The sequence below is a fragment of the Helicobacter cinaedi PAGU611 genome (assembly GCF_000284635.1).
Classification (GTDB): domain Bacteria; phylum Campylobacterota; class Campylobacteria; order Campylobacterales; family Helicobacteraceae; genus Helicobacter_C; species Helicobacter_C cinaedi.
The window spans coordinates 282,405-294,594 of record NC_017761.1; the positions used below are offsets into that span (position 1 = coordinate 282,405).

Here is a 12,190-nt window from a genome sequence, read left to right on the forward strand (position 1 = left end):
TTGCCCTAAATATCAAGTGATATTTTATCAAGCATTGCCGCTAGAATCGCCCTATCAAAGAGCTTGAAGAGATTAAGCAATTTGTAGTCTAGCTTCTCATCAGTGGAGCTAAAAATATCATTTTCATCAAAAATCCAATGCCAACCTTGCTGATCGTGTTTGGCAAACTCCGATCGGGCATTTTTTTTGCCAATATACCAAAAATGATAGTTGCTATACATCATATCAAGCATATTGATAAGTGGCATAAATCCCTGTATTCCGCCATCTTTACTGCTAGAATCTATCATATCGTGTAAATGTTTGATTTGCACGATGGGGAAAAATGGACGCCCTTTGTGATGCTGATTGATATGTGTGATGATATAGTCCCCAAACCACTCTCTTTGCTCATCTGTAAGGATAATAACACTGCCACCTTCAAGGATATGCTTTAAAATCCTAGCCATATTTGGTAGGAGCAAAAATCGTTTTTCTTCAAGCCAACCGCTTGAAATACCCCTTTTTTCATCATTACGAATCGTATTTAAAAGCCAATCACTGATATTCTCCATAGATTCTCCGCTTTTATTCTTCTAGGCGATACACGCTGTGAATCTTCCGAACCGCTGTTTCTGCAAACTCTGCGTCAATAATCATTGAGATTTTTATCTCGCTTGTGCTTATCATCATAATGTTAATATTATCTTCTGCTAACGCCTTAAAAGCTGTGCTAGCTACGCCAGAGTGAGACTTCATACCCACCCCTACAATAGAGACTTTGGCAATGTCATTATCATACTCTATGCTGCCAAAATCATCTTTAAATTTTTCAAGCACCTGTTGTGTCAGGGCGACTTCAGTTTTTGGGATTGTAAAGTCAATATCGGTTTTGCCATCGCGTCCTATGGTTTGGACAATCATATCTACATTAATATTATTATCAGCCAAAAGCCCAAAAATATCCGCGGCAATGCCCGGGCGATCTTGCACATCAGCAAGGCTCACTCGTGCTTGATTTTTATCTAATGCCACGCCACTAACGATCGGTTTTTCCATAATGTCCTCCTCTTTGGTAATCAGTGTGCCTTCACTTTGGCTAAAAGAACTTGCCGAGATGAGCTTGACATTAAGCTTTTTAGCTAATTCCACAGAGCGATTAAGCAGGACTTTTGCCCCCATAGACGCAAGCTCTAGCATTTCATCATAGCTTATTTTTTCTAGTTTTTTTGCGTTTTTAACGATGCGTGGGTCGGTTGTGTAGATTCCATCTACATCGCTATAAATCTCACATACAGAAGCGTTTAATGCCCCAGCTATCGCCACGGCTGATAGATCGCTCCCTCCACGCCCAAGTGTCGTTACTTCCCCGTGCTGACTTATCCCTTGGAATCCAGCCACGACTACGACATAATCTTGATTTAAAAGATGAAAAATTTTTGTAGTATCAATGTATTCAATCCGTGCTTTTGTGTGAAACTCATCAGTAATTATCCCAGCTCCTCGCCCACTTAAGGATATGGCTTTAATCCCCATAGATTCTAAAGCAATGGCTAAAAGAGCGGCAGTTACTCGCTCTCCGGAGCTTAGCACCATATCTACTTCACGCGTATTTGGCAGTGGGGTAAAATGCTGTGTGAAGTTAATAAGCCTATCTGTCTCCCCACTCATCGCACTCACCACAACAACAAGGCTATGCCCTTGTGCCTTGCGTTGCAAGACTTTTCTGGCGACATTGCTTATCCTATCGCAATCCCCCATACTTGTGCCACCATATTTCTGCACGATTAGCATAACAATCCTTGCATTATAATCCTTAGTGTGTAAAATAAGTCCGCAATCATAGAATCTTCTTGCTTAAAATTAAAGATAACCTTCTTTTTTGAAATGCCCCAGCACCTGCTTATACACTTCTTTTTTAAAATGTGTTACCCTTTCAAACAAGCCCTTTTGCGTTACAAACTCATATTTGTCAAATTCGGGGTGTTCTGTTTGGATATTTATCGCATTATCATTTTTCAGTCGCACAAGGAAGTATTTTTGAATCTGCCCTGCAAAGCCCACATACATTTTTTTTGCCATTGTTTTTGGGAAGTCATATTGAATCCAATGCGGACATTCACTTAGCACCTCTACTTCATCAGTGCCAATCTCTTCTCTTAATTCTCTAAAAAGGGCTGCCCTAGGGCTTTCCCCCTCGTCAATCCCACCTTGTGGAAACTGCCACGCTCCCTTAATATCACAGCGTTGGGCGATGAAAAAGCGACATTCCCTAGGATACACGCTTGAGAGGAGTACAGCAGCGACATTTGGACGATATTTTCTTGCTTCATTACCCTGTGTTGTGTTTGAATCCATACTCATAGCCTTTTTTGTCCTACCATTTTGCTCGGTATTATAAGGTATAATGCCTAATAATGAAGTAAGAAGAGAATCTATAAGCATTTACAATATATGAAGGATAAAAAATGTTACTTTATATTCATATACCTTTTTGTTCTAGCAAATGTGGCTATTGTGCATTTAATTCTTTTGTGGATAGAGAGGGTGAGATAGAGGCGTATGTTAGGGCATTGCGTGAAGATATACACCATAGCCTTAGGGGCAATACGCAGAGTATTACTTCTATTTTTTTTGGTGGTGGGACACCAAATTTTTTAGATTCTAAGTATTATGAAAAGATTTTTGAGAGTATTTATACAAATGCGAATGTGGCTAGGGATTGCGAGATTAGCCTTGAATGCAATGTGAATCTACTCAATCTTGCGTGGTGCAAAGACTTGCTTTCGCTTGGGGCAAATCGCTTAAGCATAGGGATTCAAAGCTTTAATGAAAATAAACTCGCCTTTTTACAAAGGGAACACAAAGCAAAAGATATTGCGTTGAATGTGGAATATGCCTTCAGTGTGGGCTTTAAGAATCTGAGCTGTGATATTATCACAAATACACCGCTAGATTCTAAAAAGGTGGTTGAAGCTGATATTACAAACACCCTGAAACTGCCTATATCACATATTTCTATCTATGCTTTAAGTATTGATGAAGGCTCACGCTTTGCCCTAGATTCCAAACGTTTTTCACAAGATTTAGAATCTAAAGATGACTTTTGCTTTTTTGCTAGGGAGTTGCTAGAAAAGGCGGGATTTTCTCAATATGAAGTGTCAAACTATGCTAAAGATTCTAAGTTGGGGGTGGATTCTAAGCCAAATGGAGATTCTAAGCAGTGCAAACATAATCTAGGCTATTGGCAGGGCAGGGAATATATAGGCTGTGGGGCTGGAGCTGTGGGAAGGCTTAGCAATAGGCGATTGAGAGCGTATCCGCAATTGGCAAACTACATAAAAACACCACGCAAAAGGCTTGTTGAAGCTTTAAGCCAAAGGGATTTATGTATGGAAAATATTATGCTTGGGTTGCGTTGTGCTGTGGGTGTTAAGATGAGCGTTTTAGAAGAGTTGTTTATGGACAAAGTGGCGATGGAAAAGCACATAGGATTCTTGCTTAGCGGAGGCAAATGCCATATCCGCCAAGAAAAAAGAGAAGAAAAGGGAGAAGAGTTTTTGGTGGCAAACGAGCTATTTTTAAGCGATGAGATAGCTTTGTGGCTATTTGCTAGAGCGTGAAACACAGGCGTGGTGATAAGTGTCAATAATGCGTTGGATATTATAGTTTTCACACACAAAATCCCTTGCGTTTTGCCCCATTGCCTCCCTTGTGGTGGAATCTAAGGTGATAAACTCTCGCATAGCATTTGCTAGGGATTTTGCATCACACACTTCACACAAAAAGCCATTAGAGTAGCCATTGTCAAACTCTCTTACTAAATGCTTGCAGCCACTTGCATTGCTTGTGATGATGGGTTTGCCAAAGCTCATAGCCTCTAGCAAACTCACACTTACCCCTTCTCTATAGCTTGGTAACACTACGCAAGAGCTAGATTCTAAAAATGGGCGAACATCTTTTGTCTCGCCTAGATACTCTATAATCCCTTGCTTTTGCCACTCTAGAATCTGCATTTTGCTTATCGTACATAATATTAATATAATCAATTTTGCTAACGCAAAATATTCACAAGAAAAAACTTCAAATCACTACAAAACAACCCCCTAAAACCCCATTTTTCTATTATATGTGAATCTTTAAGTCTAGATTCTTCTTGTAATTTCTCTAATAATTGTTGTGAAGAAGTGATTGGTTCAAATCTAGCACTTCTAGCAATTAAGGCAAAATCTCCAAAGCAAATATTATTTAGCTTTTCTATCGCCCTTTTAGCAAAGCTAGATTCTAAAAACGCTACATAATCGCTAATCCCTAAATGTCTCGCATATAAACCAAAGGCTTTTATGAATTTAGCAGAATCCAGCGGCTTAAACTCTACTTTCATATCAAATCGCCTGATACTTGCTTTATCTAAATTAGTCATAAAGTTTGTTGTAGCGATAAATATGCCTTCAAAATTCTCCATTTGCGTAAGCATTTCATTTACTTGGCTAATCTCCCAGCTCCGCTCCGCCTCGCTTCTATCTTGTAAAAAGCTATCTACTTCATCAAGCACTAAAATCGCTCCCTTTTTCTCTGCTTCGCTAAAGGCTTGTGCGATATTTTGCTCACTTTCTCCTACCCACATAGAGAGCAAATCACTTGCTCTTTTTAGCATTATTGGTCTATTTAGCTCTTTTGCTAAGGCTTTGGCAAATTCACTCTTGCCACTTCCTGCCATTCCGTGTGCTAGGATTCTAATGCCTTGTGCGGAGTCGCTAGAATCTAGGCTAGATTCTAGCTTGTTAGAATCTTTTGCCCCACATACATTTTTGATTTTCTCACATAAGCTTTTCATATCCACACTTGCATTAATTAAACTCATATCATAGAGCAGAGACTTAGGCTTACTTGTAGCAATGAGCTTTTGCCCTTGTAGTTTTAAATGCTCATTTAGCACTTGGATAAGGCTATCTGTAATGATTTGGCTTTTTCTCACTCTATCTTTAGAATCTTTCTTTTCAAAGCTAGATAATTTATGCTTGGCTAGAGTTTTAGCTACTTTACAAGCTGACAAAAGCACACCTTGAGATAGGCTAGATTCACTAATTTGGCTAATAATCATAGAATCTAGTTGTATCCTTTGGGACTTTAGGGCTTTTTCTATAATTGTTTGCTTCTTCTCTTTTGGCGGAGTTTTGATCTCTAGCACGATGTCAAATCGCCGCAAAAACGCTGGGTCAATATCCGCACTATTGCTTAGAAAAATGCTTGGGATTTTCACAGATTCTAGCACTTTATTCAGCGTGTTTTTACTTGCTTTGTCTTCATTGTATTTGGGATACAAGCTGGGGAAAACTCTTCGCACTCATCAAGCAAAATCACAGATTTATCAGCATTTAGCATAGATTGAGCCCTTATAAACTGCTCGAGTCTATCCTTTTCAATTTCGCCTTGATTGTTAATATTATGAATCTCCCATAAGTCCTTATGTAGCTCTTTTGCGATAAGGGCGGCGATTTCATTCTTGCCCACGCCGGGTTTGCCATAGAGAAAAACGCTAGGATTTTTCGCATTTTTACAATAGTTTAGCAGCATATCTAACTTTTCTTTCATATAGCTAAAATCCGCTATTTCAAGTGTGCTTTTGGGGTAGATTCTAGCAAGGGATTTCATCATCTCTTGCTTACTAAAAGGCTCTATCATAAGTCTTTCAGCAAAGTCTCTAAGCACAAACTCACCGCTTCTGTGCCTATCATCAATAAAGTCAAACTTTCTAAGTGGCATATCCGCCATAAGTAGCTTTTGAATCTTTGTGGGACTAGTCTGCAACACACTCGCTAAAAGTAGGCAAAACTCCAAATAATCAAGCTTATCATCATAGTATCTATTCATCTTATCAAACAAGCCGATGATGTATAAAATATTTGTTTCAATCTCACTTAATCCAAAGCACTCTTGCAAAAGGGCTAGATTCTTACGCACAAAGCTCTTGGGTTTGAGTAGATGAAAATGCGTTAAAAGATGGGGCGTGATAAACTCTGCCACCATAGCTTCATCTTTAAAATCAGCTAAATTTGCATTAAAATTTTTTCTAAAGAGTTTGAAGCAGTCATCAAAGTCTGTGGTGTGTGGGAAAAGAGACATAAGATGTGCGACAAAAAACTTTTTCTCATAGTCTTTGTCGTTGGCTATGGGCTTAAAGGGCAGGAGCTTTTGCAGGGCTTCTTTGTTTGTATCTAAAAGAGAGCCCTCTATTTCTTTTAATGCCTTTAGCCTTTTTGCTTTGAATCTATTTATAGCCTTATTTTCTCTTTTTGCTTGTGCTATCATATTTGCTCCTTTTTATGATTGCTTTATCAAAGTGCTTGTAAGGCTTATGTGTTTAGCATTAAACTAGATTATTAGAATCTTTATGCTTATAAGCCTTATTTATGGCTTTGATAATGAAGTTATAACACATCGCTTTGACAGCATTATGACAAATGGATTGAAATGTGATGGAAAAATTACATATTTTAAACAATGTAAAGCAAAAAGACTAGATATAGGTTGCAAAATGCGATTAAGCTAAGGCTATCTTAATCGCATTGTTTATATGTGTGTTAGATTCTCATAAGATTCTAAAAAATATCAATATGTTTTTCTATCTTAGTTTTAACCTCATTATCTCGCATTTTTAACGCTTCTACATTCCATTGCTTATGCTTAAAAATATCTTGTGTGATAGTAAAGCTTGTGCTTACATTATCCTTATTGAGATAGACTTCGCGTTTTTCTTCATAGGTTTTGTTTTGAGCTTGAGTATTCTTTTTAAATCTTAACAATGTTAGATTAGCTATGGCATTTGTCCAGCTATCCCTTTCTTCATCGCTAAAGATTTTTTTCCAATCGTCGTTGGGAGTTCTTGGTAGGATATGCTCTGTATGAAGCTTATTGTCCATTTCTATAAACCCAATTTCATCATCTTTAGAAAAGTATTCAAGCAAAAGTAATGTTGGTTTTACCCACTTCAAATCATAAACATCTGCATCATCTAGCCATTCTTTATAATCTTTTGTTGTGCCATATTTTTTGAGATTTTCACGCATAATGTTTTTTATCTCATCTATTGATTTAATATCCTTGACTGCTTTAAGGATATTAAATGAAACTTGCTTAAATCTATTAGCCGTTGCCATACCTATAAGGTTTTGGTAATAGTAAGCCATAAGCAATTCTTTTAGCTTATTGTAATCTTTATAATCCACCATTTTTGCAGCACACAAAATGCTTCGCCAATAGATTTGATTAGGCAGATACCTTAAGCAATAGATATGTTTATCCTTAGTGTTAATTATCTCAATGTAGTGGTTTGCAAATGTTTTTATCTCTTCAATAATGGCTGTTGAATCTTGCTTAGTTTTTTCAAAATAAGTTTTAAGCTCTTTATCAAGCCTTCCTTTAGGATTGTCTGCTATCGCATAGTAAAGATAAGCATTCAATGTGTCATACATAGAAAATCCCATTGTTTTCAAATTTGACATAATCTCTTGCCAAGTTGTTTTAAAAGCTTCTCTACGCTCTTTGTCTAATGACTGCATAAGAGAAGATTTCAAAATATCCACAGGGCTAAGTGGCATACCCCTATCATTTAAAACATTAAAGATTCTAATCGCACTTTCTTCATCAGGGCATTCAATCCTTGTTAAAATAACTTTTGTATAAAGCCACGATACAAAATCATTTATACCAATATTATTTTCGCTAATTGCTTCTTTAAGCCTTTCTTTTAGATAATACGCATTTTGCAAATATCTATTATCCTTTATATCTTGTGCTTTTTTAATATCTTTTAGCCTTTCTTGTAAAACATTTTCTCTTAATACGCTATTTTCAAAGGCAATTTGATACTTTTCATCTGTTAAAAATTTTAGCTTGTGTTTGTCTTTATCATATTTATCATATATGCTATCTTGTATGCGATCTTTGTTTTCAGCTCCCAAGTTGTCTATGTGAAAATCCCTAATCACACAGGCTAAAATGGTAAAAGTTGTAAGTCTTTGTTGTCCATCTATAATATCATATCGCTCACTATTTGCACCCCTTGCAATCACTAATGAACCACAAAAATATTGTCCTTCCTTGCCATTGCAATAAGATTCTGTCAAATCCTCGATTAAATCGCTAATTTGATCTTTATCCCACGCATAAGGTCGTTGATACGATGGGATTTGATATGACATCTTTTTATTTGCCAATAAGTCCTCTAAATTGAAACCTTCTACTTTGAAATCATTTGCCATTGTCGCTCCTTAAATGTAATATGTGTGTGCGTATTATAATCAAAAAAAAAAAAATAAAGCAAGGGATTAAAGTCATTTTGCTTTCACTTTTTCTTGCCTCAATGTCAATGTTAAATTCCCTAAATCTCTCTAAAAGTAGCCCTAAATTTTCATCTGTCATTACACTTCCTTATAATTATAATTGCGTATTGTATCACATTAGCGGTGGTTGTTTATGCGCCTTATCTGCTTTTAGAATCTCAATATACCAATCAATCTCTTCATACATATACTCCCAACTAATGAAGCAAAAATATAATGAGCTTTCAATCTCTGCTATAAGCGTATCATCGCATTGTATATCCGCTTTAATAAAGCATTCAGCCACCTTGTTTTGGTAAAAGTTCCCACTTGTTATCCACTGCTTTGTGGCTATATCAAAATGATGTGTTGCCTCATTATTGTATTCATCATACGGATTCATAAAATCGCTGTGCTTACGATGAGAATCTTTTGTCTTATTTGTATCTGCCATTTTGCCCCTTTACAAATGCCACTTATTCCATAAGCTAAACACTTAGCGTTACAGATATTACGCCTTGTGCGAATTGAGCTTGTGGGTTGTCCTTGAGATTGCCCTGTGTGTCAAACTCATAGCGATTGCCATTGTAGAATACATAATATTCCAAAATATTGCCCCAAATGGGTAATTTGCCTTTGTTTTTAGCATAGTGTGTTATTACCATTCCGCTTGCCATTTGTAAAATCTCCGCAAGGCTTAAATCCACTTCTTTATATTCTGGGCTAAATCCAAGCCATAAAAGCTCTTGGGCTATTGCAAGAATATGAATGGGTCTTGTGTTTGCCCCGATACGAAAATCCGTTTTGACATAAATGCGGGTTTTTTTAAGATTCTAAGATGAGTAAGCCTAGAGATAGAATCTTGTAAAACTGCTTCAAACTCGCATTGATTTACGCCTAAATCTTTTTGAGAATGTTTGGCTACTGCTAGAAAAAACTCTTTTGAGCCATACACTAAATCATAAGAAAATGTGTCTAAAAACTCTAGCAAATGTAAGGAGTCACAAAAGCATTGTTTAGCCTTTTGTGCCTTAGAGCTATTGTGATAGCCTAGAGTTTTCATATCCCATTCTCTAAGCCAAGATTGCATATAGAAAAATAGATTTTCTTGTGTGATTTGCATTGTGCCTCCCTTATAGTATTGTTTTGATAAATGAAGTTATAGCACAGAGCTTTGACAGCGTTATGACACAAATAGAGGTTTTTATAGAAATAGTGCGTAATATGAAGCAATTGAAGCGATGGATTATAAAGAATTATCAAGGATTATAAAATTGCAGGATAGAGAACAGTAAAAATAAAGCCTGTATTTATGATATACAATTCACACCCAATTTTCTATTTTTAGATTCTTAACTCTTTGAAATTCTTTTGTGTTATCTGTAATAAGTGTTAAATCATTTGCAAGAGCTACCGCTGAAATAAGCATATCTATAGCACCTATGAGAGACTTTTTGTATTCTAAATCTGCTCTAATTTTTGCATATGTAAGTGCTTCTTTATGTGTGAAATCTATTACTTCAAGGTGTGTTAGGAATGTATTAAGAGCATTTGTATTTGCTTCTTTATATTGAGATTTTTCTACACCAAAGTATAATTCAGATACACTGATAGAGCTTATAGCAATATCGCCTATTCTGTATTGTAAAAATCTATCTTTAATATATTGCGGTTTATTATTGATAATATAAATACATATATTTGTATCAAGCATTATTTTTGCCATTCTCTATCCTGCAATATAAGTTCATCTCGCTTTATTTCGCCCTTAAAGCTATCTATTGCTGAAAATAGACTATCCCAATTTGAGTTAGCAGGCGTTAAAACAATGTTATTGTTTATTTGTTTTATATTAAACTCGCAATCCTTAGTAAGATTCAATGCCTTTGGCAATCTTATCGCAAGTGAATTGCCACTTTTAAATACTTTTGCTTTCATACCTAACCCCTAATAAATATATACAACAAGTATATACAAAATTTTTAAACATTGTAAGATAAAATCCCATTGACGCCATTATGACAATCCTAACTTTTATCCTTTATAATCAGCAGGAAAACAAAAGGATTTACAATGTCCTTGCACGATTATGAAACAAAAATGGCTCGTATCAGTAAGATTTTTGCAGCATTACACAACCCTGAAAATAATGGTGTGATATGTGCGAAAGAATTAGCCAAAGAGTTTAGCGTTAGTCTTAGGACATTGCGGCGAGATGTAGAGAATATGGGTGTAGAATATAGCTACAAGAAAGATAAAATCTATTTTCACGGACACTATATAACAAAAGAAAATGATGAATTATCAATGGCAATTTTGCTTCTAAAAAGCTTTGCATATAGTATGGGTGGGGCTACAAAAACACAAATGCTTTCCTTACTTGAAAGCTTAGAATCTAAAAGCCAAGAAAATAATCGCACAGATATATTTTTCACTCGCACAAATTTAGGAGAAATTACCCTTGAGACTGAATCTATTCTGCTTTTACAGAATGCTATAAAAGAGCATATAATAATTAGCTTCAAGTTTTTACAAGAATTAAATAATACTAAAACTCACACACAAAGAGAGATAATGCCGCTAAAGATTCTAAACTTTAATGGGCAATGGTATCTTTTAGGATTAGAATCTAGTGTGATGAAAAAGTTTTATCTCAATAACATTGCTGATATAAAGGAAGTAAGGCAGGGTGAGAGTGTGAGTGAAGAAGTGTTGGGGCGGCTAGATAATGCTTTGAATGCGTGGTTTGTGCCTGAAGCAAAGCCTTTTATGGTGAGATTATGGGTAGATTCTAAAGTCGCAAAGTATTTTAAACGAAAGAAAATCTCGCCAAATCAGCATTTAGATGAAAATAAAGATGGCAGCCTTGATATTACTCTGCATATTACAAGCTATATGGAGATTGCCCCTTTAGTGCTTATGTGGATTCCAAATGTAGTAGTATTAGAGCCACAAGAATTGAAAGATTTTATTAAAAAGAGTGTGGAGAAATATTTGAGAGTTTTAATATAAGTTTCACGAGATAAAGAGAAAGATTGAAAAGTGAAGTTTGCAAGGGAGTTTTATAAACAAGGGAGTTTTATAAAATTGCAGTAATTTAGAATCATCTTACAAATAATAGGGTATAATCCGGGCTTAATTTTGTCAAAGTTTCAAGAGTAAGGATAGGCAATGACACAAGAAGAGCTAGATTCTCTAATGAATGGAGAGCCTGATATCGCCCAAGTAGATGAAGCTCCAGTGCAAGAAGAGGAGTTTAAAAAAGAGACTTTTGATCCTAATGATTTTCGTGTAGAAGCGGATAAGAAGTGGCCACCACCTCCACCAACAGAAGATCACAAAGTCGTTCATCAGCTTGATGAGGTAACAAAAGATACAGAGGTCAAAGGCACACAGATTTTTGATCAGCTTGAGATTATGGGCGATGGTGCGGGGAAGATTCAAAAACAGGCAAAAAATCTTAAAAAATACCTTGAAACACAAGAAGAGCTTTTCTCTAAGCTTTGTGCGGCATTCCCACATATTCAAAGCTTTCAAAATGCTTTAGAATCTACGCAGTCGGTTAAGGATAATATCAAGGAGATTCTTAACGCTTCAGATGAGATTAATGACGCGTCAATGCAGGCTATGGATTTAATGCAGTATCAGGATATTCATAGGCAAAAGATTGAACGCGTTATCAATGTAATGCGAGCCTTGGCACAATATATGAACTCGCTCTTTGAGGGCAAGATTGATGATAGTAAGCGTGTGAGTTCAGCAGTATTTATCGCTGGGGACAATAAAGATGATGTGGCAAATGAAGAGGATATTGAGGCGTTGATTGCTTCATTTGGTGCAAAGTAGCCTTACACACATAAGAATCTAGACTTTATTTTTTAATGAGA

17 protein-coding genes are annotated in these 12,190 nt (G+C 36.1%); 4 read left to right on the forward strand and 13 right to left on the reverse strand.

Annotated elements, in window-relative coordinates; translation table 11 throughout:
* Positions 1-5 precede the first annotated feature (5 nt).
* From HCN_RS01410 to HCN_RS01420, 3 genes are all read right to left on the reverse strand, one after another.
* Complete coding sequence (locus HCN_RS01410) at positions 6-554, reverse strand: HobA family DNA replication regulator (protein WP_002957243.1); 549 nt, start codon at positions 552-554, stop codon at positions 6-8.
* Between the two features lie 13 nt (positions 555-567).
* Entirely contained in the window at positions 568-1,773 is a 1,206-nt protein-coding gene (locus HCN_RS01415) for an aspartate kinase (RefSeq protein WP_002957242.1), read from the reverse strand.
* Between the two features lie 69 nt (positions 1,774-1,842).
* Positions 1,843-2,337 carry an RNA pyrophosphohydrolase gene (locus tag HCN_RS01420; RefSeq protein WP_002957241.1) on the reverse strand — a complete coding sequence of 165 codons (495 nt, stop codon included), beginning with the start codon at positions 2,335-2,337 and terminating at the stop codon, positions 1,843-1,845.
* Positions 2,338-2,447: 110 nt separating this feature from the next.
* Here HCN_RS01420 and hemW point away from each other — a divergent pair, with 110 nt between their 5' ends.
* Positions 2,448-3,602: a radical SAM family heme chaperone HemW gene (hemW, locus tag HCN_RS01425; RefSeq protein WP_014666329.1), complete on the forward strand. Its 1,155-nt coding sequence runs from the start codon at positions 2,448-2,450 to the stop codon at positions 3,600-3,602.
* On the opposite strand, the gene HCN_RS01430 is transcribed toward hemW, so the two are convergent.
* From HCN_RS01430 to HCN_RS11835, 3 genes are read right to left on the reverse strand one after another with little or no spacing between them, the layout of a single operon-like run.
* Positions 3,585-3,995, reverse strand: coding sequence for a glycosyltransferase (locus tag HCN_RS01430; protein ID WP_014666330.1), 411 nt, complete (start codon positions 3,993-3,995; stop codon positions 3,585-3,587). The two genes, hemW and HCN_RS01430, sit on opposite strands and share 18 nt — an antisense overlap.
* Before the next feature lie 38 nt (positions 3,996-4,033).
* The gene (locus HCN_RS11830) at positions 4,034-5,305 is read right to left on the reverse strand and encodes an ATP-binding protein (protein ID WP_014666331.1); all 1,272 of its coding nucleotides are present in this window, start codon (positions 5,303-5,305) and stop codon (positions 4,034-4,036) included.
* Entirely contained in the window at positions 5,260-6,291 is a 1,032-nt protein-coding gene (locus HCN_RS11835; RefSeq protein WP_014666332.1) for an ATP-binding protein, read from the reverse strand. The genes HCN_RS11830 and HCN_RS11835 overlap by 46 nt, the downstream gene beginning before the upstream one ends.
* Positions 6,292-6,373: 82 nt before the next feature.
* On the opposite strand from HCN_RS11835, the gene HCN_RS11410 reads away from it, so the two are divergent.
* On the forward strand, positions 6,374-6,532 hold the full coding sequence (locus HCN_RS11410; protein ID WP_158309886.1) for a hypothetical protein: 159 nt from the start codon (positions 6,374-6,376) through the stop codon (positions 6,530-6,532).
* 49 nt (positions 6,533-6,581) lie between these two features.
* Here HCN_RS11410 and HCN_RS01440 read toward each other — a convergent pair whose 3' ends face one another.
* The 7 genes from HCN_RS01440 to HCN_RS01465 all read right to left on the reverse strand — a co-directional run bounded on the left by HCN_RS01440 (position 6,582) and on the right by HCN_RS01465 (position 10,241).
* The gene (locus HCN_RS01440; RefSeq protein WP_014666333.1) at positions 6,582-8,243 is read right to left on the reverse strand and encodes a DUF262 domain-containing protein; all 1,662 of its coding nucleotides are present in this window, start codon (positions 8,241-8,243) and stop codon (positions 6,582-6,584) included.
* Positions 8,233-8,403, reverse strand: coding sequence for a hypothetical protein (locus HCN_RS11600; RefSeq protein ID WP_014666334.1), 171 nt, complete (start codon positions 8,401-8,403; stop codon positions 8,233-8,235). The genes HCN_RS01440 and HCN_RS11600 overlap by 11 nt, the downstream gene beginning before the upstream one ends.
* Positions 8,404-8,436: 33 nt before the next feature.
* Positions 8,437-8,757: a hypothetical protein gene (locus tag HCN_RS11840; protein WP_014666335.1), complete on the reverse strand. Its 321-nt coding sequence runs from the start codon at positions 8,755-8,757 to the stop codon at positions 8,437-8,439.
* A gap of 34 nt (positions 8,758-8,791) precedes the next feature.
* Positions 8,792-9,010, reverse strand: a complete 219-nt coding sequence (locus HCN_RS01450; RefSeq protein WP_002957233.1) for a hypothetical protein — start codon at positions 9,008-9,010, stop codon at positions 8,792-8,794.
* Between the two features lie 44 nt (positions 9,011-9,054).
* On the reverse strand, positions 9,055-9,426 hold the full coding sequence (locus HCN_RS01455; RefSeq protein ID WP_014666337.1) for a hypothetical protein: 372 nt from the start codon (positions 9,424-9,426) through the stop codon (positions 9,055-9,057).
* Positions 9,427-9,627: 201 nt separating this feature from the next.
* Positions 9,628-10,029, reverse strand: coding sequence for a type II toxin-antitoxin system tRNA(fMet)-specific endonuclease VapC (gene vapC, locus HCN_RS01460; RefSeq protein WP_014666338.1), 402 nt, complete (start codon positions 10,027-10,029; stop codon positions 9,628-9,630).
* A complete protein-coding gene (locus HCN_RS01465; RefSeq protein WP_002957229.1) occupies positions 10,017-10,241 on the reverse strand; it encodes an antitoxin in 225 nt (74 codons plus the stop codon). The genes vapC and HCN_RS01465 overlap by 13 nt, the downstream gene beginning before the upstream one ends.
* A 135-nt stretch (positions 10,242-10,376) precedes the next feature.
* On the opposite strand from HCN_RS01465, the gene HCN_RS10920 reads away from it, so the two are divergent.
* Both HCN_RS10920 and HCN_RS01480 read left to right on the forward strand, forming a co-directional pair.
* A complete protein-coding gene (locus HCN_RS10920; protein ID WP_014666339.1) occupies positions 10,377-11,315 on the forward strand; it encodes a helix-turn-helix transcriptional regulator in 939 nt (312 codons plus the stop codon).
* A gap of 159 nt (positions 11,316-11,474) precedes the next feature.
* Positions 11,475-12,149: a hypothetical protein gene (locus HCN_RS01480; protein WP_014666340.1), complete on the forward strand. Its 675-nt coding sequence runs from the start codon at positions 11,475-11,477 to the stop codon at positions 12,147-12,149.
* Positions 12,150-12,190 lie beyond the last annotated feature (41 nt).

Coding starts and splice junctions, on each gene's coding strand:
- HCN_RS01430 (WP_014666330.1), bottom strand. CDS start 3,995: ATGCAGATTCTAGAGTGGCAAAAGCAAGGGATTATAGAGTATCTAGGC.
- HCN_RS01440 (WP_014666333.1), bottom strand. CDS start 8,243: ATGGCAAATGATTTCAAAGTAGAAGGTTTCAATTTAGAGGACTTATTG.
- HCN_RS01480 (WP_014666340.1), top strand. CDS start 11,475: ATGACACAAGAAGAGCTAGATTCTCTAATGAATGGAGAGCCTGATATC.
- hemW (WP_014666329.1), top strand. CDS start 2,448: ATGTTACTTTATATTCATATACCTTTTTGTTCTAGCAAATGTGGCTAT.
- HCN_RS11410 (WP_158309886.1), top strand. CDS start 6,374: ATGCTTATAAGCCTTATTTATGGCTTTGATAATGAAGTTATAACACAT.
- HCN_RS11840 (WP_014666335.1), bottom strand. CDS start 8,757: ATGGCAGATACAAATAAGACAAAAGATTCTCATCGTAAGCACAGCGAT.
- HCN_RS11835 (WP_014666332.1), bottom strand. CDS start 6,291: ATGATAGCACAAGCAAAAAGAGAAAATAAGGCTATAAATAGATTCAAA.
- HCN_RS01455 (WP_014666337.1), bottom strand. CDS start 9,426: ATGCAAATCACACAAGAAAATCTATTTTTCTATATGCAATCTTGGCTT.
- HCN_RS01420 (WP_002957241.1), bottom strand. CDS start 2,337: ATGGATTCAAACACAACACAGGGTAATGAAGCAAGAAAATATCGTCCA.
- HCN_RS01465 (WP_002957229.1), bottom strand. CDS start 10,241: ATGAAAGCAAAAGTATTTAAAAGTGGCAATTCACTTGCGATAAGATTG.
- HCN_RS10920 (WP_014666339.1), top strand. CDS start 10,377: ATGTCCTTGCACGATTATGAAACAAAAATGGCTCGTATCAGTAAGATT.
- vapC (WP_014666338.1), bottom strand. CDS start 10,029: ATGGCAAAAATAATGCTTGATACAAATATATGTATTTATATTATCAAT.
- HCN_RS01415 (WP_002957242.1), bottom strand. CDS start 1,773: ATGCTAATCGTGCAGAAATATGGTGGCACAAGTATGGGGGATTGCGAT.
- HCN_RS01410 (WP_002957243.1), bottom strand. CDS start 554: ATGGAGAATATCAGTGATTGGCTTTTAAATACGATTCGTAATGATGAA.
- HCN_RS11600 (WP_014666334.1), bottom strand. CDS start 8,403: ATGACAGATGAAAATTTAGGGCTACTTTTAGAGAGATTTAGGGAATTT.